A 25,391-nucleotide genomic window follows, 5' to 3' on the forward strand; every position below is an offset into this window, starting at 1 on the left:
TTTTCAGTAAGGCTCGATTACTGTAAAGCCATCCATCGCAAAGATGGTTACAGTTATGTCTGATATCTGAACAAAAACGGTAGTAATGTCCAGGTATGGGTAGAGATTATCGAGCAGTTCTTAACCCAGAAACGAATGACAACACAATGGAACCCACCAAAGCCGGCCAAAAACCGTTAACCGCAAAGCCGATACTGAACGCACTCGCTAACCAGGAAGCCAGGGAAAGCGAAATTGCATTCACAACGAATAAAAACAAACCTAAAGTAATAATGCTCAAAGGCAGCGTCAGCAATGTAATAATTGGTTTGACAACCGCATTCACCAATCCGATAACAACAGCAGCCAGCATCGCCGCCGGAAAGCTAACCACCGCCATACCTGGTACAATGTTAGCGGTAATGACCAACGAAACTGCGGCTACTATCCAAGTTAAGAAAAAACTTAGCATATCTTTTTTTCCATCTCCATCACTATTAATTCAGATTTTAACTGTTTAGTCGATCGACCAAAGTTCGGGATACACTACGAAATACCCACCTTGCGAGAATATCAGGCTTATGAAACTCCGGCAACTAGCAGCACTCCTCTTGGCGCTAACTATCTTCATCCTGCCGCAGCCAGCCCAGGCTCAATCTAAATATTACGCTCCGCCGTTGTCCTTTAGCAACGCCGAACTGACAAGACGCGATTTTTCCGGTCAAATGCTGCGGGCTGCTGAGTTTTCTAACGCTAATATGGACTTGACTAATTTTTCTAATGCCGATTTGCGGGGAGCAATTATGAGCGCTTCGGTGATGACTGAGGCGAATTTGCACGGAGCAAATTTAACTAATGCAATGATTGATCAAGTTAAATTTACTAAGGCCGATTTAAGTGATGCCATATTAGCAGAAACAATTTTGCTGCGTTCTACTTTTGATGGAGCTGATATCACCGGCGCTGACTTTACTGATGCAATTCTGGACGGATCACAAGTTAAAGAATTGTGTACAAAGGCAACCGGGATTAATTCTCAAACAGGGATTTCTACTCGCGATTCTTTGGGCTGCCGCTGATATCATCTCCGGTCAATTACTGATGATTGTTTGTTGGGTGGGGGCGGGTTTTTGAGATTGTTTGTTTGGGGCGACTATGGTTTGTGGAACCCGCCCCTACGAAACCATATTTTGTAGGGGCGGGTTCCACCAAAAATATCTAACAATTACCAACAATTTAGATAAACCCGCCCCCACACCACGAATAATTCACTTTGCTTTTTTCTGAGCAGCGGCATAATGCTCACTCATCAACTGATTAACTTCTGGATTGTAAATCCGCAGATAATTCCAGTAATTCTCAAACACCGATTTCACGTATCCTTTCGTTTCAGGAAACGGAATCTTTTCCGCAAAAGCATCCGGGTCACTAAAATTAAACCTCTTCAACCAATCTGCTACTGCATTTGGCCCGGCATTATAACTCGCCACAGCTAACATCGAGTTATTTTTGTACTCGTCGTGAGTGTGATCCAAATACCACGTACCGAGTTTAACGTTGTCGTCCACATTCTCCAAAGAATACTTTTTGAGGCTGATTTGTTGAGCAACCCAAGCTCCTGTTTCCGGCATTACTTGCATTAAACCGGTAGCGCCAACTGATGATTTGATGGCGGGCATAAACCGCGATTCTTGCCGGATTAATGCAGTTACTAAGACGGGATTTATTGTGCGTTCTTTTGACCATTTGACAATGGTTTCTAAGTAAGGAAAAGGATAAAGTGCTTGCCAATAAATCGGTTGCTGTCTGAGTTCGAGGTATTGGGTTCTATCATCTGGTTTATCGCGCTGCCGCAAACTCCCAACCATCCACAAACCGTCTAAATTGTCTCCGACTGCAACTCGCATTAAACCGTCGGTAAACTGTTCGGCAATACTTGGTTCTACGCGGTCGATAAATTCTACTTGCCACAGCGTCCAAGCATCTCTATCTTGACCTAATTGATAGAGTTCTTTCAACGCAGGAGAACCGGCAGTTGGTTCGGGGCGCTGAGGGGGCCGCACTACATTGGGAGACAAATCTCGGACTGTGGTAAAGTCGCCTACGGGCCAGCCGAGAAGTACAGCCGATCGCCACGCAAAATATGATTCTGGATAGCGTAAGATCGTGTAGTCAAACGCAGTCTTGGCGTCTTGTTGGCGGCCGAGTTGCTGTGCCCATTTCCCGACCCAAAATGCTGCTTCTGGAGCTTGTTCGCTGTCGGGATTGTGGGTGGTTAATTCTCTCGCCCACTGCCAAGCTGATTTTAAATCTCCGCCTTTGGCAAACTGCTGGGCGATCGTCCACCGCAATTCGCCTGCTTTATCAGAATTATTGTATTTTGTCAATAGCAACTTGCGGGTATCTGAGGCGGATTGACCGCTGCCTGCTTTGTCGAGAAGTTGGGATTTATCTAACAAAGCTTCGGGGGCATAATTGGGGAATTTGCTAATAACTCGATCGAGCAAAACGATCGCTTCTTTCGGTTCGCTCAGCCGCGACAGGCGAATTAAACCCAAACCAGTATCTTCGGCATCGGGAAACTCGCGCACTAATTCTTGATAGGCAATTCTCGATTCCGGGATTTTTCCGTCGAGCCACAAACCGCGAGCTTTGCGGTAAAGATTTTTGGCGTTGCGGGGAGCTTTCCCATAAGCAATAGCTCCTTTGCCGTAATTTTGTTTTTCCCAATAGCCAAAGGCAATTTCTTCCCAATCTTCCGGTTTCAAACCGGCGCTGTTTCGCTGCACCAGTTGTTCCAAAATTGTCCCGTAATCTTTGACATAATGACCGTGTTTTGCTACGAGCAGCATCAACTGCGGCTGATTGGGATTTTCTTTTAACTTGCGGAGGGCAATTTCTACGCTGCGGGGATGACCAGGAAATTCACTAATTGCCTGTTGCCAATATTCCGGTTTTGACTTGCCTAAAACATATAAAGCTTCCGCTGCTACCGGGTCGTTCGGATGGTTTTTGAGCAGTTCCTCCCAAGCTTTTTGAGTTTTGCCTTTGTCGCCGCTTAATTGGTAAGCTTGCGCCCTTTTTAGGGCAATGTGAGCAGCTAAAACCGGATATTCTTGCTCTAATTTGTCCAATAACTTTAATGCTTTGGCCGCATTTCCTTGCTGAATTAAATCGCTGGCAAGCAGGTAGCGGGCGCGGCTTTGAGGGGAGATTTCCTGCTGCGGGTTCGTACTTGCAGACTGACTGGTTGCGAGTTCAACTAATTTCGCCGATCGCTCGCTCGGTGACAGCGACACCAGCATCTTGACTTGCGATTCGGAATTCGCTGCATTCTGGGGCTGCTGAGCCTTCTGGATCGAGCCAAAACCCATCCATTTCATCGCAGCAACCAAAGAGCCGATCGCAATAACGCAAACTGAAACGCTGATTAAAACAGAAAATCGGGCCCGGCGTCGTTTTAGCATGGGAAAATTTAAGAGAATAAGATATAGAGAACCGATCGTTTGTCAAGAGCCATCAGAGGCAGGATGGGTGTTCTACGCCATCACAGGCAGGATGCCTGTTCAAGGAGAAATAAATGTTAATAGTGGGGCAAAAACGGACAGCCGACCCCCAAACAGATGATTGAGATTGGTGGAAGATCCGATCGCAGGCGGACTTGGCTGATATAGTAGCAGAATTTATTTTGATGTGGAGCGGAGAATTTGTGCGATCGATCTATTTCCCCGCACCAAGAAAAAAGCCCAAACCACCCAGTACAAAGTACAATCAAAAATCTAAAATCTAAAGTGTAAATCAAAACATGGAATTTCTAGTCACCGATACGCCCCGCTCTGTTTGGACAGGAGACGCCCTGGCAATTGGTCTATTTGAGGACGGCTTGGAACTCACCGGCGAACTGGCACAATTAGATGAAAAGCTTGCAGGCACTTTGAAAGAGCTGCTACTGGAAGTAGATTTTAAGGGCAAAGTGGGCACGAGCGCCATTACCCGCGTCGGCGGCAATAATCCCATTCGCAAAATTGCGATCGTCGGTTTGGGCAAAACAGAGGACTTAAAATTAGATACCGTGCGGCAAGCTGCGGGCGTTTGCGCCAAGTTAGCCAAAAAAGAGAAATGCAAAACCCTCGGAATTAGCTTTCCGGTGTGGAAAAACGCGCCGGATTCTACAGCCAGCGCCATCGCCGAAGGTGTAGAACTCTCCCTGAATCAAGACAACCGTTTCAAATCGGAAAAGGAAGACAAAAGCCCGCAACTCGAACAAATTCATTTGCTTGGTTTTGCCGGTACCGAAAGTGCGATCGTCCGCGCCCGCCAAATCACTGCCGGAGTCATTTTAGCACGGGAATTAGTCGCAGCGCCGGCCAATTTTGTCACCCCGATTACAATGGCAGAAACCGCTCAAAGTCTAGCTGCAGAATGCGGTTTAGAATTAGAAATATTGGAGCGGGAAGACTGTGAAAAACTAGGAATGGGAGCCTTTCTCGGCGTAGCCCTAGCATCTGATTTACCCCCTAAATTCATCCATTTAACTTACAAACCCGAAGGCACACCGCGCCGCAAAATAGCAATTGTGGGCAAAGGATTGACCTTTGATTCTGGCGGTTTGAACATCAAAGGAGCCGGCAGCGGCATTGAAATGATGAAAGTAGATATGGGCGGCGCTGCGGCTACTTTCGGAGCGGCAAAGGCGATCGGACACATCAAACCCGATGTGGAAGTTCACTTTATCAGCGCCGTCACTGAAAACATGATCAGCGGCCGCGCCATGCGCCCAGGAGACATCCTCACAGCTTCCAACGGCAAAACAATTGAAGTCAACAATACCGACGCTGAAGGTCGTTTAACCCTGGCTGACGCTTTGGTATTTGCTGATAAATTGGGAGTTGACGCAATTGTCGATTTAGCAACTCTAACCGGTGCCTGCGTAATTGCTTTAGGCGACGATATCGCGGGTTTGTGGAGTCCTCAAGATAGCGTCGCCGCCGAAATAGTCGCCGCCTCAGAATTGGCAGGCGAAAAATTTTGGCGAATGCCGATGGAAGAAAAATATTTTGAGGGCTTGAAAGCATTGCACGCCGACATGAAAAACACAGGGCCACGTCCCGGCGGTTCGATTACGGCGGCGCTATTTTTGAAGCAGTTTGTAAAGGATACTGCTTGGGCGCATTTAGATATTGCCGGCACGGTTTGGACTGACAAAGAAAATGGCTACAATGGCCCTGGGGCTACCGGTTTTGGAGTTCGGACTTTGGTGCATTGGGCGCTGGGCGGTGCTTAATTGTGGATTTCCAGCGGAAAAATTGAGATTTTCTCTGCCTTAAAAGTCTGCTAGTCCATCTGTGAGCCAGGGGTTTTTAACCGCTGGCTCACTGCTTAAGTCATCTAAAAGAAAATTTAATAGCGATCATTAACAATTTAAATGTTTCGGAAGCAATCAGTAGACGAACCTATAGCGGTTCTCAAAAAAGTGAGGTATGCCCTATGCCCTATGCCCTATGCCCTATGCCCTATGCCCTATGCCCATGAGTACCTCATCTTTCTGAGAAAGGCTATATGTATTCCGTCACAGGGAGCAACGTAAGCGTTGCTAGCCGTGAGGCTCACCATTGCTCATACTTGGGCAAAGCTTCGTTCCCAGGGCCCCACCTCGACTGTTTTGACATTTCCTGAAAAAATCGCTGTTTCATAAAAAATGAAAAAAGTATATAATTATGTAAATATTTCATTAGCCGAAATCAAATAATTAGATTTGATCTGATTTGCATTGGTACAGATAATTTTTTTCTTGAACTTTATGCAAGAACAATTAACAATTTTTTTTTCCACACTTGCTTTATCTTCTACACTCGCCTGCAACGTGGTGCCGGAGTTGCGACTGTACGCTGTTTTTGACTCGCTGACGGCACTGGCTTATTGCTCGATCGCCCTATCTTTAGTTTATTTTACCCGCCAAGGTTCTCACCGCAAGATTTTCCGGCTGTTTGCGGTTGTTTTTTTTGCTTGGGGCGCGGCTAAATTGACGGAAGTTTGGACGCTTTGGCATTCCATATATTGGCTGTCGGTAACTCTCAAAGCTGCAAGTGCTTTGATTTCTTGGCTTTTAGCCGCAATCGCCCTCGCCCTCATGCCAAAAGCACTTGCCGAGTCTGGTTTAAATCAAAAAGAAAAATTTCAACAAATATCGTTAAAAGAGGTAGAAGAAAATCAGCACCAGCATGATATCGAGAAAGGAGAATTGGCAAAACAAGCGCTCAATTTTTATTCTTCAGATACTATTGTCGATCGCACTTTAGCTCTCAATTCGCTTAACGAACAGTTAGAAAAAGAAATTGCCGATCGCCACCGGGTTGAGGAAAAGTTGCAACTGACTCAATTTGCGATCGACCGATCGGCAGATGCGATATTCTGGATCGGGCCCGACGGTAAATTTTTGTACGTCAACGACGCTGCTTGCACTTCATTGGGATATTCTGAAGCAGAATTGCTCTCGATGACGGTGCACGACATCAATCCAGATTTTCCCCAAACTGCTTGGAGTTTGCACTGGAAAGTCTTAAAACGCTGCGGTTCGGTTAATATTGAAGTTCACCACCTCACTAAGTACGGTCGCATTTTTCCGGTAGAAATTACGATCAACCATTTGGAATATAACGGCAAAGAATATCAGTGCGCGTTTGCTCGCGACATTAGCGAACGCAAGCGGATTGAAGCAGCTTTGCGAGAAAGAGAAGAAGAATTTAGGTCATTAGTTTCTAACATTCCCGGTGCGGTTTATCGGTGCAGTGCTGCTGGGCGATCGAGCCTAACTTTTATCAGCAGTGGCATAGAAGCTATTTCCGGCTATCCTGCAGCTAACTTTATGCAAAAACCGGTGCAGGCTTTTCCGAGTATAGTTCATCCCGATGACGTTGAGCAGATCGAGACAATTATCGCTCAAGCTATTAAGACAAAACAACCTTACATCATCGAATATCGCCTAATTCACTGCGACGGAAACGTGCGGTGGGTTGCAGAGAAAGGTCAAGCCCTTTTCAACGCAGACGGTGAAGTTTTATCTCTCAACGGCGCCATTTTTGACATAACAGAGCGCAAAGCAGCGGAGGATGCTTTGCGGCTCTCCGAGGCGATCGCCAACAATAGAGCTCAGCAGCTAGAAATTGCTCTCAAAGAACTCCGAGAAACTCAAGCTCACCTAATTCATACCGAAAAAATGTCAAGTCTCGGTCAAATGGTAGCTGGAGTAGCTCACGAAATTAATAACCCTGTCAGTTTTATCTACGGCAATATTTCCTACGCCAGCCAATATATCAGAGATTTGTTGCAGCTTGTGGAACTTTACCAAAAACACTATCCTCAGCCCGTGGTAGAAGTTCAACAATGTATTGAGAATATCGATTTAGAATTTCTGAGAGAAGATTTAATAAAAATATTATCTTCCATGAAAATGGGAGCCGATCGCATTCGCGAAATAGTTCTGAGCTTGCGAAATTTCTCGCGTTTAGACGACTCGGTAAAAAAGCCTACAAACCTTCACGAAGGCATAGACAATACGCTCCTAATTTTGCACAACAAACTGCGCGCCAGAGGCGACTATCCCGAAATTCAAATAATCAAAAATTATGGTAAAATCCCTTTAATTGAATGTTATGCAGGTCAGCTTAATCAGGTATTTATGAACCTGCTTAGCAACAGTATTGACGCCTTGGAAGATGCTTGCAACCAAAAAAGGCGAGCAGCAGCGGGCTGCGACGATTGGAAACCAACTATTAGCATTCACACAGAAGCCCTGAACGAAAATAGTATTTGCATCCGCATTTCCGATAATGCGATCGGCATGACAGAAGACGTGCGGAGCCGATTATTTGACCCGTTTTTCACGACAAAACCGATGGGAAAAGGCACTGGTTTGGGGTTAGCCATCAGTTACCGAATTGTCGCGGAAAAACACGCCGGAGCCTTAAGCTGCCGTTCCAGCGTAGGAGAAGGTACGGAATTTGCGATCGAGATTCCTTTATGAATTAGTGCGACGGAAGAATCAAGAATTTGGCAAAAGTTATCGCTCACTATAAATTGTAAAGTGGGGTGTAAAAAACTTTTAAGTTTCAAGAAAAATCCCCAAATTGGCTATAAGATCAAATCCGGTAGCATCGGAATTATTCATCTCTGTATTCTCTCCCTCTGCGTTCTCTGCGCCCTCTGCGGTTAAATCATTCCGATGCAACCGGAAACGATATAAATTACCAAGGTAATGCTCAACATGGCAGTGAAATTATAAATTCTGTACCTCTACCTAAAGTTGAGTTGACTTCTAGCATACCAGAGTGTTTCTCAACTACAATCTGCCGTGCGATCGCCAAACCCAATCCCGTGCCTTTCCCCACACCTTTAGTTGTAAATAAGTGGTCAAAAATATGACCTTTTATCTCATCTGCTATCCCTGGGCCGTTGTCAGAAATGCGAATCGTCACCCACTCCTTAGACTGTCTTTCTGTGCGAATCGTGATGCAATGGGCTGGGGCTTTAATCTTCTCTAAACTCGGTTCCAGATTTGATTCATCCAGTGCATCAATGGCATTTGCCAAGATATTCATAAACACCTGATTTAATTGTCCGGGGAAGCAATCCACTGAGGGCAAGTTCCCGTAGTCTTTGACAACTTCAATCGCTGGACGCTGTTCGTTCGCTTTCAATCTGTGTTTGAGAATCAAAATCGTACTGTTAATTCCGTCATGAATATTGAAAGGAACTTTGTAATCTTTGTCGGCGCGGGAGAAGGTACGAAGACTGGTGCTGATACCTTGAATGCGATCGCACCCGACTTGCATCGAATTCAACATTTTGGGTAAATCTTCTAAGAGATATTCAATGTCCATCTCTTCTGCTTTTTCTTCAATCTCCTCACCCGGAGAGGGAAATTTTTCTTGATAGAGTTGCAAGTATTCTGTAATATCTTTGACGGCGGCGATCGCTTCATGAATATTGCCAGAAATAAATCCAACTGGATTATTAATTTCATGGGCAACCCCGGCCACTAAATTCCCCAACGCCGACATTTTTTCGCTCTGCACTAATTGCAGTTGTGATTGTTCCACCTGGTGGGCGTAGTCCTGCGCTTGCTGATACAATCGCGCATTTTCTAGGGAAATGGCAGCCTGAGTGCAGAGGAAGTGGAGGATGAGCAGACGATCGCGAGTAAACACTCCTTTCGTCGATCGATGTTCCAGATAAAGTATGCCAACTAAATTCCCGCGATCGAGAATCGGAGTACATAGCATACTCTGAGAGTGATACTGGAGCGTACAGTCATTCATTAAACCCGGAATATCCGTCTTGCCACCTTCAATAACCACAGTTTCCAGGGTGTGTTTGACATAATAAACCAGCTTGAGCGGAATCACCACAGAGCCATTCAGAGGTTGGCTTTGCAGCAGGGTTGTGGGTAACTCGTTATCTGGATTGATGTGAGTGATTGCCCGGATTTGCCATTCATCCTGATGGGGGAGTAGCAAAGCACAAGTTTCTGCGCCCGAAGTTTTTAAAATAATTTGATTGAGGGTGCTGAGCAATTCCTCAAGCTGAATTTTACTGGATAAAGCTTGAGCAGCTTGCACAATAGATGCGAAATCCAGGGCATCGGAAATACTGGTACTGCTATTGCTAGAAGTCTGTGAAGGCTTGCTAATCGTTGCCAGCGTTTCTAGAGGATTAAAACGAAGTTTTGGCTGATTTAGGATGGGCCCAAGTAATTGAGGATAGCGTTGTTCTAGGTCTTCTATTTTGGCTTTTGCTCCCCAACGGGCATAACAGTAATACGCTTCCTGCATATAGCTTGCGGCAACTTTTTGTTTGCCCCAATCTAGATAGAACTTGGCAGCTAATTCGTTGGCTAATCCTTCCTCTTGGAGGAATTGATTTTCTTTAGCTAGTTGGATGGCGCGATCGTACAAATCTATTGCCTCAGCTTTATTACCTTGTACTCGCTCTCGTTCCGCCTCGACTAAATGAAACTTGTGCAAAAAATTCATGGGCGCATAAATTGCCCAGTATTTGAGTTTTTCTTGGTTGGCCGCGATGCCTTCTTTCATTTGCTGCTGTTCTGGCTCTGAGAGTTGCCCCAACCATGCTAATTGGGCTAAAGACTCATAGAAATGAAAGATTGGTACATAGAAAAAAGCAAGAATAGCATCCAAATACTGTCTTGCCTGCCCAGCCTGTTCTACAGCTTGTTCAAACTCTGAAAACAGATAGGACAAAACCAGTTTGTTAACCCAAAGCAATGCTAATCCGGTGCGATCGCCCGTTGTTTCATGTAATGGAAGTTGATGCTGTTCATTGTACGCTGCACCGCTCAACAGCACCACGTTATCTGCATCCCCCATTAAATTCAGCAGAATTTGTCGAGTCAACTGGGAATAAGTCAGAGTTAGATTTTGCTTGAGGTGCTTGAGCGCTTCACAATATCCGGCAACTTCCGGCTCCAGTTGCGTTAAATTCTGCCCTGCAAAATAGGAGTAAAAACCGTAGTTATAGGCACAGTAGCCCGCGAAAGCCAAATCGCCTACATCTAAACAACTACAATAGGTCATCTGCAAGGGGTGTAATGTCTCACGCAGGTGCATTTTCCAATGCCTGGTGTACACATAGACCATTGATAAAGTTTTCCCCTTTAATTCGGAATTTGGATAACGTGATAGCAGGTCGAGGGCTAACTGACCGAATTCATAACCTAATTCAACGTTTCCCAACACACCACACATCAATATCCCATAAGAGACATAACTAAAGGTCGAGGTTGACTCATTGCCATACACGACGGACAGATAAACCTTTTTTAAAATCACCAATAAATACAACCGTGGCAAAGACAGATAAGCGCAGGGTGCTACCGTTGTCAAAATTCGAGCCGCTGCCAGGATGTTCACATCCCTTGCTTGGCTGAGGTTGAGTAACTCACCAGGTAAACGCTCTCCAATCGCATCTGAGACGGTACTAAAGGCAGCCGCCACATCTTCCTCGCTAGGGACTGCGGGCAGTTCCACTCCCAATTGCTTTAAGATCCCAAGTGCCGCCGCGATCGCTTGAGTAAATTGACCCTGAGTAGTCAATGCCTCAATCTTCACTTCATAGGCGCTGATTTGATCTAATGGGGTTTTGGCATGATTTAGGACAAGGCGGGCATTGGCTGCCATCTGCTCTAAATCACCACTCATATAGGCGGCTTCTGTGGCGACTTGATGGAGTGCTAGGGTCAACTCATACTGATGCTGCCAACTGTTTTGAGTGAGTAACCCAATACCCACCTGGGCATATTTGCAGGCGGAAGTATAGGCGCTCGCCGCTTTTGCCTTGCGACTTGCCATCAGGTTAAATTGCGCCAATGTTTGACGTTCTGCGGATTGGGCGATTGATTCAGCAGCAACATTGAGTTGACTGACGATTTCAAAAATGTGTTCTTCCCGGTTGCTTTCAGGTGTGTTACTCAGGAGTAAATGTCCAATCTTCAGGTGAACGGTTTGTTTTTCATGGGCGGGGATTAGGGAGTACGCCGCTTGTTGCACTCGGTCATGTAAAAATCTATATGCAACAATCTCAGAATTTTCTTGGTCAACTGGTTGAGGTTCTTCTCCAACATAAAACTTATAAACTTCACTTTGGGGTAAGATCAAACCTTCCTGCATGGCTGTCCATAAACTTGCAGCCGCTTCGATTGGGGATTGTTCTGAAACGATCGCCAACGTCGCCAAATCAAACTGATTCCCTATACAAGCAGCTAGCTGTAACACCTGTTGAGTTGAGGGAGGCAGTTTTTCTAATTGCAACGCCATAAATTCAACTACATCATCTGTAACCACAAGCTGATTTACTTGTGCAATATCACATTGCCAACAACTCTCAGTAAAGTTAAAATGAATCAGTTTATCTTGATGTAATGCCTTGAGAAACTGAGTGGCAAAAAACGGATTTCCTTGAGTTTTTTGATAGATCAATCCCGAAAAATTCCATGCCACACTTTCTGTACATTTAAGGGTATCAGCAACTAATTGATTCACTGTAACTGGATTGAGGGGTGCTAAACTAATCGTATTAATCGTGGTTCGTGTTTTTTGAATCTCACTAAAAGTCAACATTAATGGATGTGCGGGGTGGACTTCATTATCACGATACGCACCAATTAATAAAAGATGACCTGTATCACCCATTAAAACCTGCATTAAATTTAGTGATGCTGAATCGGCCCATTGCAAATCATCTAAAAACATCACTAATGGACGTTCTAAGCTGGTAAAAATTTTAGTAAATTTTTTAAATAATAAATTAAAGCGATTTTGGGCTGCCGTTCCTGATAATTTTATGGGGAGTGGCTGTGGACCAATAATTTTTTCTAATTCGGGGATGATTTCAATAATTACTTGTCCGTTTTCCCCAACAGCTTCTAAAAGCTTATTTTTCCACTGTTGGATTTGAGCATCGCTTAGAGTTAATAATTGCCCCATTAAATCCCGGAAGGCTTGTACAAAGGCTGAAAAGGGAATGTTACGTTGAAATTGGTCATATTTGCCTTTAATGAAATAACCACGCTGACGTACAATCGGTTTATGAACTTCGTTGACAACCGCAGTTTTACCAATTCCCGAAAAACCTGCTACCAGCATCATTTCTGTTGCACCCACACTCACTCGATCAAATGCTTGCAGGAGAGTTGATACTTCAGTTTCTCGACCATAAAGCTTTTCGGGAATTAGGAAGCGATCGCATACATCGCGCGTTCCTAACTCAAAAGTTTCAATTTTTCCAGTTTCTTGGCACTGCTGCAAACACCTTTCTAAGTCATGTTTCAATCCCCAGGCACTTTGATAGCGTTTTTCGGCATTTTTTGCCATCAGCTTCATGACAATATCCGACACCACCTGCGGGATTTCTTTGCTGTTTATTGAAGGAGGTTGTTTGGCAATATGGCAGTGAACCAACTCCATCGGGTCGTCACATTCAAATGGCAGTTTTCCTGTCAGCAGTTCGTAAAAGGTGGCTCCCAGAGAATAAAAGTCGGTGCGATAGTCTATGCCTCGGTTCATTCGTCCAGTTTGTTCGGGAGAAATATACGCGAGGGTTCCTTCTAAAACGTTGGGGTTTTGAATTTCTTGAGTTTCTCTCGGAAGTAGGGAGGCGATGCTAAAGTCAATCAGTTTGACTTGTTTAGTTTCGGGATGAATCAGGACGTTAGCTGGCTTAATATCTTTGTGGATGACTCGATACTGATAGAGTCCATGAAGAATGTCAGTTATTTGAATGGCAATTTCCAATATTTCTGCCAGAGTCAGCGAGTGCTCTTGGGCGTACTCTCGCAGAGAAATACCGCCAAAATCCTCCATTACTAGGGCATAGCTGTGGCGATAGGACTCCAAATTGTAGGGTTCAACTACTCCAGGCAGACGTAGGTTTTTGGCGATGGTGTACTGGTTGCGGAATTGCAGCAGTTCGCTGAAGCTGGGATAGTCTCGATTTAATAGTTTGATGACAACCGGAAGCTGGTCTTTTTCTCGGATGGCTCGATAAACTAGGGTTCTCGAACCGCAGTATAGTTCCTCAAGCAGATGATATCCAGAAATTCGGTTTGTCAAATCCACTGCGGTACTCCTATGGATTACTCCATCTCAAACATTGACTCTTGTAACTAAGTATATACTTTTATTGGTCGAGTCTGAGGAAAATAGAACTGCGACATCCCCAGCCGATCGACTCTACCGCTTTTATTCTTTTTCACCTTTGAAGAGAAAGATTGTCATCTATCAAGATAGTCTTATCCTTTCATCGGCAAGAAAATTGTAAACTCCGTCCCTTCTCCCAATACAGAATTTACCTCTATTGTACCGCCGTGTTTCTCAACCACAATCTGCCGTGCGATCGCCAATCCCAAGCCCGTACCTTTCCCGACTTCTTTGGTAGTAAATAACTCATCAAAAATCTTCTCTCGCACGGCCTCACTCATGCCCACACCGTTATCTTTAATGCAAATAATTGCTTGTTTTTTATCGCTTACAACGTCGGTTTTAATTGTAATCTGATTGATAATTTCTGCATAATCTTTTCCTTGATTTGATTCATCCAAAGCATCGATCGCATTACCTAACAAATTCATAAATACTTGATTCAACTGTCCGGCATAACACTCCACGGGTGGCAAATTCCCGTATTCCCTAATTACTTTGATTTCTGGACGAGTATCGTTAGCCTTGAGGCGATGTTTCAGGATCATAATGGTGCTATCGATGCCATCGTGGATATTGCAAGCTACGGGATAGTTAGTATCCGCACGGGAGAATGTCCGTAGACTGGTACTAATATCCCGGATGCGCTTCACGCCTTCCCGCATCGAACCTACTAATTTCGGTAAATCTTCCCGGATGTATTCGAGATCGATGTTCTCGATTTCTTCTTGAATCTCTGGATCGAGTTGTGGATATTTTTGTTCATACAAATCGAGCAAGCCAAACAAATCTTTGATATAATCTAAGGCGGGTTGAATATTACCACCCAGAAAACCAACGGGATTATTAATTTCGTGAGCAATCCCAGCCACTAAGTTTCCCAAAGCTGACATCTTTTCGCTTTGAACTATTGTTATTTGTGCCTGCTTGAGAGCTGTAAATGCTTGTTGAGATTCTTGATACAAACGGGCATTTTCTAAGGAAATAGCAGCTTGAGAAGCCAGCAAATTTAGCACTTCAATGCGATCGCTCGTAAATGCGCCAACCGTCAGGTTATTTTCCAGGTAGAAAACTCCTATCAACTGCCCTTGATTAAGAATTGGAATACAAAGAATACTGATCGGCTGGTGCTGTTCAATATAGCGATCGCTCCCAACCTGGGAACTTACCCTAGCATCAACTATTACCAAAGGTTTCAAACTACGCTTGACAGTGTTAACCAAACTAATTGCTACATCCTGACTTGATTCTAGAGGTATTGATGGTAATAGCTCAGGTTCCTGTCCCTCTGCTACAAGCGCCGCTACCTGTAAATACTGTTTTTGTTTGAGCAATAAGACACACTTAGTAGCGCCAGCATTCGCGATCGCTATTTTTAGGAGAGTAGTCAGGAGTTTATCTAGTTCAATCTCCCCAGAGATGGCTTGAGAGGCTTGGATCAGAGTAGGCAAATCTAGAAAATCAGAGTTGCTGCTAGAAGAGTGAGTAGAAGTAATCGTTCCCCGGGCGATCGTTTCTTTAAAGGAACTAAAGGATTGAGCTTGCTGAAGGATAATACCGAGTAGGCGAGGATAACGTTTTTCCAAATCATCTATTTTGGCTTTAGCTCCCCAGCGGGCATAACAATAATACGCTTCAATCATGTAGGCTTGAGCTACTTTTTCTTTGCCCCATTCCAAGTAGAATTTCGCTGCTAGTTCGTTGGCGAGGGCTTCTTCGTTGAGGAATTTATGATCTTGAGCTAGTCGGATGGCGCGATCGTACATGGAAAGTGCATCTGCCTTGTAACCCAAAACCCGCTGCCGTTCTGCTTCAACTAAATACCACTTATGCAGATGATTCATGGGAGCATTTTGCGCCCACTGGTGCAGAGTCGTTTGATGGGTTTCCACTAGGGCGAGAGTTTCAGCTTGCTCGGTTTCTGGCTGTGTGGAAAACACTGCCAGATACGTCAGGGCTGCATAGAAATGGAAAGCAGGAACATGAAGCAATCCCGATAATGCCATCACATACGGCTTGACTTGACCAATGTGGTTTAAGGCAGCCGGATAATTGCCCCATGAGTAGGCAAGCAGCAGCTTGTAAATGTAGACAAGGGCGATCGCACTGAATTCACGATCCTGATAGTGCTTAGGAATCATCACCGTTTCATCATAGGCAGTTCCGATTAAGCAATCCGGCTGGTTGACGACTTCCCTCAAGTTATGCAACATCTGCCGCTCCATATGCAAATAAGTCCGAGCCGAATATTGCTTCACCTGAGCCAAGGTAGCACTGTAGACAGCCAGTTCCGGTTCCCAAGTATCCAGTTCTACCCCACCGTAAAAGTTGATGTAGCTGTAAGTAGCTATGTTGTAGCCAGCGTTAAGAAAATCGCCAGTTTCCATGCCAGCTATAAAGCCCTCTTTCAGCGTTGGTAGCCCTGCCCTCATAGCATTTTGATGATGCTGAATAAATGCCCCAAACATATTATGAGTAATGCACTTAAATTCTCGTGCATTTACCCGATCGAGCAATGAGAGTGCCAATTTACCAAAGCTATAGCCCGTTTTTGCCTCTCCCAAAAAAGCACTTAATACAAGTCCGTGAATCGCATAGCCCACCGTCGATGCGGGTGCATTCCCAAAGGAGAGCGATAAACTTACCATCGTGGAGCTAAGTAGGGGCACTAAGCCTGGAATTCCCTGGAGAATGGGTGCAAATAACATGGCCAATATTGGCATAGCTGCCTGAGTCTGAGGATCACTCATCACAGGCAGATCCACCAGTTCCTCAATCGTTCTACCTTGGAGTTGGCTAGCAACGGCTTGTAGCGCTTGGCTAATCAAGGCTTCGTCAGGTGCGGTGGGTAATTCAATGCCCAATTGCCAGAGTGCATCTCTTGCTACTGCAATGGCTTCTAGTGACTTGCTCTGTGCTGTCTCGGCAGCGATTTGAATTTCGTAAATTTTGATTTTGTCTAAGATTGTCTGGGCTGCTTGCAACACTTGTGCTGCTATCTCTTCCATGCTGTCAAAGTCAGCATTCAAATAGGCAGCTTCGGCAGCCGCAACATAGAGGTTCAGGGTTAATTCATACTGGCTTTGCCAGCAGTTGGCTGTTAGTAGATCAATGCCTGTTTGCAGATAAACTCTGGCTGCCGTGTAGGCGGTTGAATTTCTGGCTTTACAACCGGCTTCTAAGTTAAGTTGAGCTAAGGCTTCCCGTTCGCTCGCTTGGGTGATTAACTCAATTCCTCGATTCAAATGCCCGACGATATCAAACAGTTTTTCCTCTAGCTCTATTTTTGAAGAATTTTGCTGAAGTAATTGTCCGATTTTGAGATGCGTTGCTTTTTTCTGTGAATTGGGAATTAGCGAATATGCGGCTTGCTGGACGCGATCGTGTAAAAATCGATAAGTTGGATTAGCTGAAGCCTTGAAAACTTCATCACTATCCGATTCGGTAAAGAACTTATAGATTTTGGTCGTGGGAATCACCAAACCTTCCTGTAATGCTTTCCATAAAGCCGTAGCCATCATTCCAGCAGATTTCTCACTGACAATTACTAACGTATTCAAATCAAACTGTGATCCTATACAAGCAGCTAATGTGAGAACATACTGAGTTCCTTTGGGCAGCTTCTGCAATTGCAACGCCATGAATTCAACGACATCATCAGTGATAGCTAAGGCTTTCACTTGGGCAATATCACACTGCCAATGCCGAATCTCCCAGTTAAAGCTAATTAGCTGCTCGTCATGTAATGTCTTGAGAAACTGAGTTGCAAAGAAAGGATTACCCTGAGTTTTTAGATAGACTAATGTTGTCAAAGGTTGGGCAAGTGATGATTCGCAATTCAGCGTATCCGCCACCAACAAATTCATATCTAGTTCGCTTAACGGTTCCAAAGTAATTGTATTCACTGTTGCCCCCGTTTTAACTATCTCATCCACTCTTAAGATAAATGGATGCACGGGCCAAACTTCATTATCTCGATATGCCCCCAATACTAATAAATATCCTGTATCGAGCATCAATAATTGTAGCAAATTCAGGGATGCTGAATCCGCCCATTGCAAGTCATCCAAAAACATCACTAAAGGATGTTCTTTGCTCGTGAAAACTTGCACAAATTTTTGCATTAGCAAATTAAAGCGATTCTGTGCCGCGCCTCCTGACAATTCTGTTGCAGGGGGTTGAGCGCCAATTATACGTTCTAACTCAGGAATCACGTCAATCAAGACTTGTCCGTTGTCTCTGACTGCTGCTAAAATCTTGGTTTTCCATGTTTGCAGTTCGGTATCCGATTCTGATAGTAATTGACCCATTAAGTCGCGAAAAGCTTGCACAAAGGCACTGAAGGGAATGTTTCGTTGAAATTGATCGTATTTGCCTTTGATAAAATAACCGCGCTGACGGACAATGGGTTTATGAACTTCATTGACAACGGCGGTTTTCCCAATTCCCGAAAAACCTGCTACTAGCATCATTTCGGTGCTACCTGTGCTGACTCGCTCAAAGGCAGCTAATAGTTGAGCGACTTCTTTTTTTCTACCGTAGAGCTTTTCGGGGATAGTAAAGCGATCGCTAATATCTCGCTTTCCGAGTTCAAAATCTTCTATCTTGGCTGTTTTTTGTAACTGAATTAAACAAATCTCTAAATCGTGCTTGAGTCCTAATGCACTTTGATAGCGTTTTTCGGCATTTTTCGCCATCAGCTTACTGACAATTTTTGATAAAATTATGGGAACTTCTGGATTTATTAGATGGATAGGTTTCGACTGTTTGGCGAGGTGACAATGCACCAATTTCATCGGATCATCAGAGATAAATGGCAACTGTCCTGTTAACAATTCATAAAAGGTCACACCCAGAGAATAAAAGTCACTACGATAGTCAATACCTCGATTCATCCGTCCTGTTTGTTCGGGGGAGAGATAGGCTAATGTTCCTTCTAAAATATTCGGATTCTGGATTTCTTGGGTTTCTCGTGGTAGGAGGGATGCAATACTAAAGTCAATTAGTTGAATTTGTTTGGTGTCGGGATTAATGAGAATATTAGCGGGTTTAATATCTTTGTGAATGACTCGGTTTTGGTAGAGATAGTGAATAATGTCTGTTAGTTGTATGGCGAGTTGGAGAAATTCTGCTAAAGGTAAAGCTTGAGATGGTTGGGTTTCATTTGTTGCTGTTTTTAGATAAGTAGGTAGGGAGACTCCACCAAAGTCTTCCATTACTAGGGCATAGCTATTGTGGTATACTTCCAGCGTCAGGGGTTTGACGATGTGAGGGAAGTCGAGATTTTTGGCAATGGTATATTGGTTGCGAAACTGGATGAGCTCGTTGAAGGTGGGGTATTCGTTTCGCAGCAGTTTGAGGACGACTGGGTATTGGTCACGGGTACGGATGCCTCGATAGACTAGGGTGCGTGTACCTACATAAAGTTGCTCTGTAATCTGATAACCTGACAAATTGGCGATCGCATCCATAACTGGTTAACCCTCTCTTATAAAAAAGTTAAATTAAAACCTTCTCTTTTATTATATTTTATAATGTGACAAAGATAGCGATCGCAAACTCTGCACCCTCGCTAGGGACAGAATTAACTGTAATTTTTTCCCAATGTTTATCAACTATTATTTGACCAAAAGCAATGTGGTTACAAGCATCCGGATTCATCCGTGTACCTGTGAAAAAAGCTCCCCATCATAATCACAACCCCTCGGACTCATCCGTGCGAGCAATCTCAAATATCAAATCTCAAATTTCAAATTTCAAAGGTCAAATCGCAGGAGGTGCGATCGCTAATCCTAAATTAGTTTCTTTGCCTACTCCGCACTATTTACGCTATGTTATGTATAGTATGGTTGCGTAAGTTCTGATCATATCAGAAAACAATAATTGGTAATTTTTCACCGCAAATATACGCAGATAAACCAGGAGATAAACTTGATAATATCTGCGTACATTAGCCTGCATCTGCGGTTGTATTATGCTTTATTCCCCGTAGTGGCCGCCGACAACCTTACCCCGAAACACAACATAATTGTAGATGTTGTAAAAAATCATAATCGGGAGCAGAACGCCCATGAACACAATCATAAATACCAGCGCGCTGGGCGAAGCTGCGGCTTGGTAAATCGTGATTTGCGAGGGAATAATGTAGGGAAAAACAATCAATCCCAAGCCGATGAAAGTAAGCAAAAAAATCAGAATCGTCCAGATAAACGGCGTTCGTTCTTCCTTGCTTGCGAGACTTTTCAGCAGCAGTCCCACCAACAGCACTCCCAACAAAGGAATCGTGGCAAAGACATAAACTAGCGGTTTCTCGAACAACCTGGATCTAGCACTTTCGTAAAAAATCGGAGTGGCAATTGTAATTAAAATCGCTCCGATTAAAGTTGTCACCGCCGCAATTTTAGCCGTGCGATAGTGATTTGTTTGCAGTTCGCCCTCCGTTTTCATAATTAGATAGGTTGAACCGATCAAAACATAGCCTTGAATCAGCGTCAAAGCAACCAAGATCGATCGCCAATCCAGCCAATCCCAAGTAGAACCCACAAAGTGACCGGCTTCATCAACCGCAATCCCTTCGAGCACCGCACCGAGGGCAAATCCTTGAGCTAAAGCTGCTAAAAAACTGCCAGCACCAAAGGCATAATTCCAGAATAATTTGCGATTAGAATGCTCGCGAAATTCAAAGGCTACAGCGCGAAATATCAAACCAAAAAGCATCATGCAAATTGGTATATATAGCGCTGTCAAAATCGTGCCGTAAGCCAGGGGAAATGCGCCAAATAAAGCGCCTCCCATCAACACCAGCCAAGTTTCGTTCGCGTCCCAAACGTTGCCCAAACTCGTCATTAAAATGCCCCTGCGTTCCTCGTCGGAAGCAGTCAGAGACAGGATTCCTACTCCTAAGTCAAAACCGTCTAGCATGACATATAGCAGGAGAAACAAAGCCAAAACTACAAACCAAACTTGCGGGAGAAAATGCTCCAAAGCTTGCATAAAATCTCCTATTGTTGTGCTTCTACGGGACGTTGATCGGGAATGTGTTCTGCGGGTTGACTTTCGATTGCAGGTTCATTGTCTAAACCTGGCACAGGCAGACTTAAATTAGGGCCTTTGCGGATAATTCTGCTGCCAAAATACAAGGCACAAACAAACAAAAAGCTGTAAATAACTGCAAAGAAACTGAGAGAAGTTAAAACATTGCTGGCGGGGATGTTTGACACCGCATCAGCAGTGCGAATTTGCCCGTATAAAGCCCAAGGTTGTCTGCCGACACAGCGCACAATCCAACCCGATTCTACAGCAATGTATCCCAGGGGAGCAGCTAATACCCAAGCGCGCATCAGCCAAGGTTGACTGCTAATATTTTCAGGAGAAAGTTTGCCTCGCATCCACTGAATTATACTGAACAGCATCAGTCCTAAAAAGAAGAATCCAATCCCGGACATGATGCGAAAACAATAGTAGATTAAACCCACCATCCGGGGTCTATCTTCTGGCTTCCATTCCTTTAAACCTAGTACGGGTTCGGAGAGTTTTTGTTTAAATTCCAAAACGTATCCTAAGCCATTGGGTACGCTAATTTCCCAGTCATTTTTTTGGGCTTTTTCATTAGGCAAAGCTAGCAAAGTCCAATCGGCTGAGTCTCCCGCTGGTGAGGTTTCCCACTTAGCTTCGATTGCTGCTAATTTAGTGGGTTGATAGTGATAGACTTGTTCGGCGCTCAAATGTCCGATGTATATTTGCAAAGGTGCAACGGCGATTGCGGTCGCTATGGCAATTTTTAAAGACTTGGAAAAAAAGGCTTGGTTGCGCTTATTGAGAATGTACCAAGCGCTAATTCCCCCAATGACAAACAGCGAAGTTTCTAACGTCGCAAAAAACATATGGAGAATGCTGTTTAATGCGAACGGGTTCATAATTGCTTGAAAGTAATCGCTGACAATAAACTTGCCATTGACCATTTCTCCGCCCGCAGGAGTTTGCAGCCAAGAGTTAGCGACTAAAATCCAGACTGTGGATAGGTTAGCGCCGAAGGCTACCATGATTGTAGCGAAATAATGGACGATCGGGTGAACGCGCTCCCAACCAAACAGCATAATTCCTAAAAAGCCGGCTTCTAGCATAAATGCCATTGAAGCTTCAAAGCCCAAAATGCTGCCAAAAAAGTCACCAACAGCTTCAGAAAATGGTGCCCAATTCGTGCCAAATTGAAATTCCATCGGAATTCCTGAAGCTACTCCAATACCGAAGTTGAGGACGTAGAGTTTAGACCAAAAACGAGCGTGATGGTAGTAGTCGGGATTGCGAGTTTTCAGCCACATTCCTTCAACAATTACCAGATAAATTCCCATTCCCGTAGTCAGAACTGGCCACAGCATATGGAATATGGCGGTTAGCGCAAATTGCATCCGTGATAGCGCCACGGTGTTAGATAAGATATCCATCGTTATATCCTTTGCTCAGTTCAAAAGAGGTTAGCTTGCACAAATTCCATAATGGACACTGGTTATAATGTAGTGTAAAAATTTGTGACATTTTGTAGAGTTGGCAATTTTTAAGGTTTTATACAGATTTCGCTTGTATTTTTTTGTATGTTAAAATAGGTAGATTATGCTTTGTCGTTGGGTGGGGGCGGGTTTATGAGATTGGGGGTTTTAGGCATTTATTGTCGGTGAACCCGCCCCTACAAGATGTATGTTCGGTGATGGAAAGATTATCTTAGCGAACCGTGACTTTATAGGGATGATCTCCCGATACTTCGACTTGGTGCGCCAAAAGTGAAATTGAGTTTAACTGCGGCGCACTGGGAATTGTTGCTTCAATTAGCAATCCCAAAAAGACTAACAATCCTAAACTTTTACTTTTGTTTGACAGGCGAAATATAGAACTTTTCTAGTGATAAAAGTGACCAAAACAAGCGCGATCGCACAAACATAACTAACACCGTAACCACCGCTAACACCGCTGTCAGCAGTTGATTGTGCAACTTCCATTCAAAACCGCCGAGATAGTGGGAACCGATGAGTACCGCGTGTACAGCGCACAGCAAGAAAGCTGGAACGCTTAACAGGTGAAGCATTCGCCACAGCTTGCCTAAAAAATTTTGAATGCGATCGCAACTTGTAATCGCCGCCGGCAACATCAACAGCAGCGACAGCATCCCAGCCACCATTCCCAACTGATGCTGCGGCAACATAAAAGATAGCGCGTCAAAATTCCATTGCAGCCTATGATGTGCCCAGTCCCAAAGCCAGCATCGTTGTCGCACCCAAAACCGGGTTTCCCGTTTCCGCCGCCTTAATCTGCGCCGCGTAGAGGAAACCGCAGGGAATCAAACCCCAAAGCAAACCCAAACCAATCGGCACCCACCAGTTTTTTTGTGCCGAAAGCTTGCTCATTGCTTGTCCGACTTGATCGTGCGACATTGGGTGCAACAGCGGCAATCTGGGCAGCAAACCCGGTTTAATTTGCACTACTCCGAACCAAATCAGCATCGTGCCCGTGAGAAGTGCGATCGCCCGCCGCAATTCGCTACCCGTACCTGCCAAAAGTCCGCCAGCAATTAACACCGAACCCAGTCCGCCAATTGCTGCACCAACCAAAGCGTAAGCAGCAATTCTCCCCAAATTCAGCAGCAAATGAAAGCGGAAAGCAGCTAATTTATCGTTGCGGGAATTAGAAAGAGAAAACGCCATTGTCAGCGGGCCGCACATCCCCGCGCAGTGACCGAAACTGCCGAGAAATCCCAAAATTGCAATTAGCAGCAGGTCTAGCATCTGGAGTCAGTAGTCAGCAGTCATTAGTTATTAGTTTTTTTACTGCTGATTGATTATTGATGAGTGTTGATTATCATAAATGCAGCCTATCAATTTTGTCAAAAGATTGTCGTCAAAATTTATCTCCATCAGAGGGGCGGGTTTATTTATCCCCTGAGTAAGTTAGAAATATTTCTCGTGAAACCCGCCCCTACAGACTAATGACTAATGACTAATGACTAATGACTAATGACTAATGACTAATGACTAATGACTAATAACTAATGACTAATGACTAATGACTAATGACTAATAACTACTTTTGTTCTGGATGCGCCGCCGCCGGCGAAGCTGCACCCATTTGATTTATAGCAGCAATTAGCTGATAAAGCCGCCCTAAATCCCGCTGGTTGAAATGCAAAGTCAGGCGCGGCAGATCGAAAGTTGCATCTCCTATCTCCGGTTCCAAAGCTTGACTTTTTTCAATTTTTCCGGTGACAACAATATCGCTAAAATCAGTATTTAGCCGATCGACATTCTCCTCAGAAAGCTCTGTTTTCAAGCGAATTACCAATTTTTCGCGCACGTAGCGGCAGGAGTGATAAACCAGATAAAAACTACCGATCGCCTCGCAAGCGACATTTACATCGTCAGTAATCGTATACAGGCTGCGATCGTCGGCTGAAATCAAACCCCGACCCCGCAATTGTTTTTGCACAAAATAATTCCAATCAAGCCAATAATCTCCTCCCGGTCGATCGATCAATACCAAAGGAGCCGGCCCGAACTTGCCAGTTTGAGTCAAAGTCAGACACTCAAAAGCCTCGTCCAGAGTGCCAAAACCGCCCGGAAACAGAGCTAAAGCATCGCTCTCCCGGAGAAAAAATAACTTACGAGTGAAAAAATATTTAAAATTGAGCAATTTGGGATCGCCGGCAATAAAAGGATTAGAACTCTGCTCGAAAGGTAACTGAATGTTCAGCCCAAAAGAACGTTCAGCAGTCGCCCCCTCGTTCCCCGCCTGCATAATTCCCCCGCCGCCGCCAGTAATCACCATAAACCCCTGCTCGGCCATCGCCCGCGCAAAGTCTCTGGCCATCAAATATTCTGCAGATTGCGGTGACACCCTCGCCGAACCAAAAATCACAATTTTGCGAACGTGGCGGTAAGGATAAAACATCTCAAAAGCGCTCTCCATATCTCGGAGCGACGCCGCAATAATCTTCAAGTCTAGCCGATCGAGATCCTCTCTGGCCATTTGCACTATAGTAGAGAGCGATCGTTCGATCCACTCAGAGTGCTTCAACATTGGCAAGCGATCGAGCAAATCCATCACTTCAGCTTGGAGGGACTCAAAACCTTGACCTGACCCAGAACGAATCATGAATTTTTCCGAAACGATAACAAATTGTCGCTACTAAAAATTAAGGGGCAAGCCCAAGTTAGAAGCCAATAGCCACCAGCAAATTGCCATGCTGGCCACTAATAACTTTTCCTGTAGCTTTGCCCCGGTTCTGAAGGGAGTTAGCTTTCGCGGCCCAAAAAGAACAGCGCGAAACCGCTCGCAGTTCAGTTAAATGTACTTTTCCAGAGTGTTGGCCAGAGTAGTTTTCGGAACTGCCCCAACCACCATATCCACACGTTGACCGCCCTTAAATATCATCAGCGTCGGAATGCTGCGGATACCGTATTGGCTGGCCACGTTAGGATTCTCGTCGGTATTAACTTTTACTACCTTGACCTGCCCTTCATATTGCTGGGCAATTTCGTCTACGACGGGCGCCACCATCCGACAGGGCCCGCACCAGGGAGCCCAAAAATCCACTAGAACTGGAACTTCGCTATCGAGCACTTCCTGCTTAAAGGTAGAGTCGGTTACTTGCGCGGCTGCTGACATCCCTAGCCATCCTTGTAAATACTATTTCTCGGATAACAAGTTTAGCAA

At 44.6% G+C, this 25,391-nt stretch carries 13 protein-coding genes; 3 read left to right on the forward strand and 10 right to left on the reverse strand.

Going from position 1 to position 25,391, the window contains the following annotated elements:
- Window positions 1-106: 106 nt before the first annotated feature.
- Window positions 107-451: a phage holin family protein gene (locus QUB04_RS23305; protein WP_333288009.1), complete on the reverse strand. Its 345-nt coding sequence runs from the start codon at window positions 449-451 to the stop codon at window positions 107-109.
- Window positions 452-560: 109 nt separating this feature from the next.
- Between QUB04_RS23305 and QUB04_RS23310 the strand changes: the two genes are divergently transcribed.
- Window positions 561-1,058: a pentapeptide repeat-containing protein gene (locus QUB04_RS23310; protein ID WP_333288011.1), complete on the forward strand. Its 498-nt coding sequence runs from the start codon at window positions 561-563 to the stop codon at window positions 1,056-1,058.
- A gap of 189 nt (window positions 1,059-1,247) precedes the next feature.
- Here the strand turns inward: QUB04_RS23310 and QUB04_RS23315 are convergent, their stop codons facing one another.
- Entirely contained in the window at window positions 1,248-3,446 is a 2,199-nt protein-coding gene (locus QUB04_RS23315) for a transglycosylase SLT domain-containing protein (protein WP_333288014.1), read from the reverse strand.
- A 338-nt stretch (window positions 3,447-3,784) separates the two neighbouring features.
- On the opposite strand from QUB04_RS23315, the gene QUB04_RS23320 reads away from it, so the two are divergent.
- Both QUB04_RS23320 and QUB04_RS23325 read left to right on the forward strand, forming a co-directional pair.
- Complete coding sequence (locus tag QUB04_RS23320) at window positions 3,785-5,263, forward strand: leucyl aminopeptidase (protein WP_333288015.1); 1,479 nt, start codon at window positions 3,785-3,787, stop codon at window positions 5,261-5,263.
- A gap of 516 nt (window positions 5,264-5,779) precedes the next feature.
- Window positions 5,780-8,002, forward strand: coding sequence for a PAS domain S-box protein (locus QUB04_RS23325; RefSeq protein WP_333288017.1), 2,223 nt, complete (start codon window positions 5,780-5,782; stop codon window positions 8,000-8,002).
- 235 nt (window positions 8,003-8,237) lie between these two features.
- Here the strand turns inward: QUB04_RS23325 and QUB04_RS23330 are convergent, their stop codons facing one another.
- The 8 genes from QUB04_RS23330 to trxA all read right to left on the reverse strand — a co-directional run bounded on the left by QUB04_RS23330 (window position 8,238) and on the right by trxA (window position 25,343).
- On the reverse strand, window positions 8,238-13,610 hold the full coding sequence (locus QUB04_RS23330; protein ID WP_333288019.1) for an AAA family ATPase: 5,373 nt from the start codon (window positions 13,608-13,610) through the stop codon (window positions 8,238-8,240).
- A 173-nt stretch (window positions 13,611-13,783) separates the two neighbouring features.
- On the reverse strand, window positions 13,784-19,162 hold the full coding sequence (locus QUB04_RS23335; protein WP_333288021.1) for an AAA family ATPase: 5,379 nt from the start codon (window positions 19,160-19,162) through the stop codon (window positions 13,784-13,786).
- 508 nt (window positions 19,163-19,670) lie between these two features.
- The gene (gene cydB / locus QUB04_RS23340; protein WP_333288023.1) at window positions 19,671-20,684 is read right to left on the reverse strand and encodes a cytochrome d ubiquinol oxidase subunit II; all 1,014 of its coding nucleotides are present in this window, start codon (window positions 20,682-20,684) and stop codon (window positions 19,671-19,673) included.
- 8 nt (window positions 20,685-20,692) lie between these two features.
- Window positions 20,693-22,135: a cytochrome ubiquinol oxidase subunit I gene (locus QUB04_RS23345; protein ID WP_333288025.1), complete on the reverse strand. Its 1,443-nt coding sequence runs from the start codon at window positions 22,133-22,135 to the stop codon at window positions 20,693-20,695.
- Window positions 22,136-22,548: 413 nt separating this feature from the next.
- Window positions 22,549-22,887, reverse strand: a complete 339-nt coding sequence (locus tag QUB04_RS23350; RefSeq protein WP_333288026.1) for a hypothetical protein — start codon at window positions 22,885-22,887, stop codon at window positions 22,549-22,551.
- Between the two features lie 31 nt (window positions 22,888-22,918).
- A complete protein-coding gene (locus QUB04_RS23355; protein WP_333288028.1) occupies window positions 22,919-23,467 on the reverse strand; it encodes an urease accessory protein UreH domain-containing protein in 549 nt (182 codons plus the stop codon).
- 295 nt (window positions 23,468-23,762) lie between these two features.
- Window positions 23,763-24,830, reverse strand: coding sequence for an LOG family protein (locus QUB04_RS23360; RefSeq protein ID WP_333288030.1), 1,068 nt, complete (start codon window positions 24,828-24,830; stop codon window positions 23,763-23,765).
- Between the two features lie 189 nt (window positions 24,831-25,019).
- On the reverse strand, window positions 25,020-25,343 hold the full coding sequence (gene trxA, locus QUB04_RS23365; RefSeq protein ID WP_006631199.1) for a thioredoxin: 324 nt from the start codon (window positions 25,341-25,343) through the stop codon (window positions 25,020-25,022).
- Between the last annotated feature and the right edge of the window lie 48 nt (window positions 25,344-25,391).

Source organism: Microcoleus sp. D2_18a_B4 (assembly GCF_036702475.1).
Taxonomy (GTDB): Bacteria; Cyanobacteriota; Cyanobacteriia; order Cyanobacteriales; family Microcoleaceae; genus Microcoleus.